Below are 2,956 nucleotides of genomic sequence, written 5' to 3' on the forward strand. Positions count from 1 at the left end.
CTGCCCGCGGCCTGAGCCACCACCGGGCTCTTGAAATCGGCACAAATGCCCTTATCATTAGCACTCAACGCCAGAGAGTGCTAACAACGCTGTCTGGCCGAAGTTTGGTGGCGCCTGAGATGTCAGGCGCTTTTTGATGTAGCAAACCCTTTTTGAACCCAGGAGATCGCAATGAAACTTCGCCCCCTTGCTGACCGCGTGATTGTCAAGCGCATCGAAAGCGAAACCAAGACCGCATCCGGCATCTTCATCCCCGACAACGCCGCTGAAAAGCCTGACCAAGGCGAAGTGCTGGCCGTGGGCCCTGGCAAGAAGAACGACAAGGGCGAACTGGGCGCGATGAGCGTCAAGGTCGGCGACCGCGTGTTGTTTGGCAAGTACAGCGGCCAGACCGTCAAGGTCGACGGCGACGAGTTGCTGGTCATGAAGGAAGACGACCTTTTTGCCGTCGTCGAAAAGTAATCAACAAGCTATTAAATTAATAGCTACTGGCGCTTGATTTACGGGCGCTGGAACCGTATTTAACTTATATTCAGGAGCTCCAACATGGCAGCAAAAGACGTAGTTTTCGGCGGCGAAGCCCGCGCCCGCATGGTCGAAGGTGTGAACATCCTGGCCAACGCAGTCAAGACCACCCTGGGCCCGAAAGGCCGCAACGTGGTGCTCGAGCGCTCGTTCGGCGCCCCCACCGTGACCAAGGACGGCGTGTCCGTGGCCAAGGAAATCGAGCTCAAGGACAAGCTGCAGAACATGGGCGCGCAGATGGTCAAGGAAGTCGCTTCCAAGACCTCTGACAACGCTGGCGACGGCACCACCACCGCCACCGTGCTGGCCCAGGCCATCGTGCGCGAAGGCATGAAGTACGTGGCCGCCGGCATGAACCCCATGGACCTCAAGCGCGGCATCGACAAGGCCGTGACGGCCCTGGTCGCCGAGCTGAAGAAGGCCTCCAAGGCCACCACCACCTCCAAGGAAATCGCCCAGGTCGGCTCGATCTCCGCCAACTCTGACTCCAGCATCGGCGAAATCATTGCCAATGCCATGGACAAGGTCGGCAAGGAAGGCGTGATCACCGTGGAAGACGGCAAGAGCCTGGACAACGAACTCGACGTCGTCGAAGGCATGCAGTTCGACCGCGGCTACCTCTCGCCCTACTTCATCAACAACCCCGAAAAGCAGGCCGCGATCCTGGACAACCCCTTCGTGCTGCTGTTCGACAAGAAGATCAGCAACATCCGCGACCTGCTGCCCACGCTGGAGCAAGTGGCCAAGGCTGGCCGTCCGCTGCTGATCATTGCCGAAGACGTCGAAGGCGAAGCCCTGGCGACGCTGGTGGTCAACACCATCCGCGGCATCCTGAAGGTTGTCGCAGTCAAGGCCCCGGGCTTTGGCGACCGCCGCAAGGCCATGCTGGAAGACATCGCCATCCTGACGGGCGGCAAGGTCATCGCCGAGGAAGTGGGCCTGACGCTGGAGAAGGTCACGCTGGCCGACCTGGGCCAGGCCAAGCGCGTCGAAGTGGGCAAGGAAAACACCATCATCATCGACGGCGAAGGCCAGGCCGCCGACATCGAAGCGCGCGTCAAGCAAGTGCGCGTGCAGATCGAAGAAGCGACCAGCGACTACGACCGCGAAAAGCTGCAGGAACGCGTGGCCAAGCTGGCCGGCGGTGTGGCCGTGATCAAGGTCGGCGCAGCCACCGAAGTCGAGATGAAGGAAAAGAAGGCCCGCGTCGAAGACGCACTGCACGCCACCCGCGCTGCCGTGGAAGAAGGCATCGTGGCCGGCGGTGGCGTGGCCCTGCTGCGCGCCCGCCAGGCGGCTGGCGAGATCAAGGGTGACAACGCGGACCAGGAAGCCGGCATCAAGCTGGTGCTCAAGGCCATCGAAGCGCCCCTGCGCGAGATCGTGGCCAACGCCGGTGGCGAGCCTTCGGTGGTGGTCAACGCCATCCTGGCCGGCAAGGGCAACTACGGCTTCAACGCCGCCAACGACACCTACGGCGACATGATCGAGATGGGCATTCTGGACCCGACCAAGGTCACGCGCACCGCGCTGCAGAACGCAGCATCGGTGTCCTCGCTGATGCTGACGACCGAGTGCATGGTCGCCGAGGCGCCGAAGGACGAAGCCGGCGCTGGCGGCGGCATGCCCGACATGGGCGGCATGGGTGGCATGGGCGGCATGGGCATGTAATGGCCATCGGGCGGGGCTTGCTCCCGCCCAGAGGCGCCCGCCTCACCTTTCAAAAAAAGCCCGCAGGCCTGGTCGCCTGCGGGCTTTTTTATTCAGGCGATCTGCTGGGTCAAGGGCCGGCCCGGGCAGTCGCCCATCCGGGCTGGCGCCAGCGCAGCCAACGCACCCACTGGCTGCAGAAATTGCAAACGCCCGGTACGGCGTACCGGGCGTCACTGAGCGGCTTGTCTCGGTCTGGCTTGCCGCAGGAGGGGCAGTGCCGACCGCCCGCCTGGGTCATTGGTTCTGAATACCGGCCATCTTGACGATGCCGCTCCATTTGGAGGTTTCCGCCGCCAGATGGTCGGCAAGGACTCTGCGCGATCCCCCCAGTGGCGTGGCGCCCATGGCTGCCAAGCTCTTCTTGACTTCCGGATCCTTCAGGATGTCGTTGACCTCCGCATTGATGCGGTCCAGGATTTCCGTTGGCGTGCCCTTGGGCGCCAGCAAGGCAAACCAGGTGGACGACTGCAGCTTCGGATACCCCAGCTCCGTGGTGGTAGGCACATCGGGCAAGGCCTGCGACCGCTCCGCAGACATGATGGCCAGGGCGCGCAGCTTGCCGCCCTTCACCTGCCCGACAACGCCCGGCACGAGCTGGAACATGGCCTGAATTTCATTGGCGATCAGGTTGGTCGTCGCCTGACCGGGGGCTGCATAGGGAACATGCACCAACTGCGCTCCGGTCTCCCGCTTGAAGAGCTCCCCGGCCAAATGCATC

3 protein-coding genes are annotated in these 2,956 nt (G+C 62.8%); 2 read left to right on the plus strand and 1 reads right to left on the minus strand.

Features of this window, described 5'->3' with window-relative positions; genetic code table 11:
* Positions 1-171: 171 nt before the first annotated feature.
* Both QZH66_RS14735 and groL read left to right on the plus strand, forming a co-directional pair.
* A complete protein-coding gene (locus QZH66_RS14735; RefSeq protein ID WP_169633421.1) occupies positions 172-462 on the plus strand; it encodes a co-chaperone GroES in 291 nt (96 codons plus the stop codon).
* 84 nt (positions 463-546) lie between these two features.
* On the plus strand, positions 547-2,196 hold the full coding sequence (gene groL, locus QZH66_RS14740) for a chaperonin GroEL (RefSeq protein ID WP_305806675.1): 1,650 nt from the start codon (positions 547-549) through the stop codon (positions 2,194-2,196).
* A 276-nt stretch (positions 2,197-2,472) separates the two neighbouring features.
* Here groL and QZH66_RS14745 read toward each other — a convergent pair.
* A partial coding sequence (locus QZH66_RS14745; protein WP_305806676.1) for a tripartite tricarboxylate transporter substrate-binding protein occupies positions 2,473-2,956 on the minus strand: 484 nt, incomplete at its 5' end.

This window comes from Stenotrophomonas sp. YIM B06876, from assembly GCF_030711595.1.
Lineage (GTDB): Bacteria > Pseudomonadota > Gammaproteobacteria > Xanthomonadales > Xanthomonadaceae > Stenotrophomonas.

What these genes read in the sequence shown, in the direction of transcription:
- QZH66_RS14735 (WP_169633421.1), top strand. Translation starts at nt 172, where the DNA reads ATGAAACTTCGCCCCCTTGCTGACCGCGTGATTGTCAAGCGCATCGAA.
- groL (WP_305806675.1), top strand. Translation starts at nt 547, where the DNA reads ATGGCAGCAAAAGACGTAGTTTTCGGCGGCGAAGCCCGCGCCCGCATG.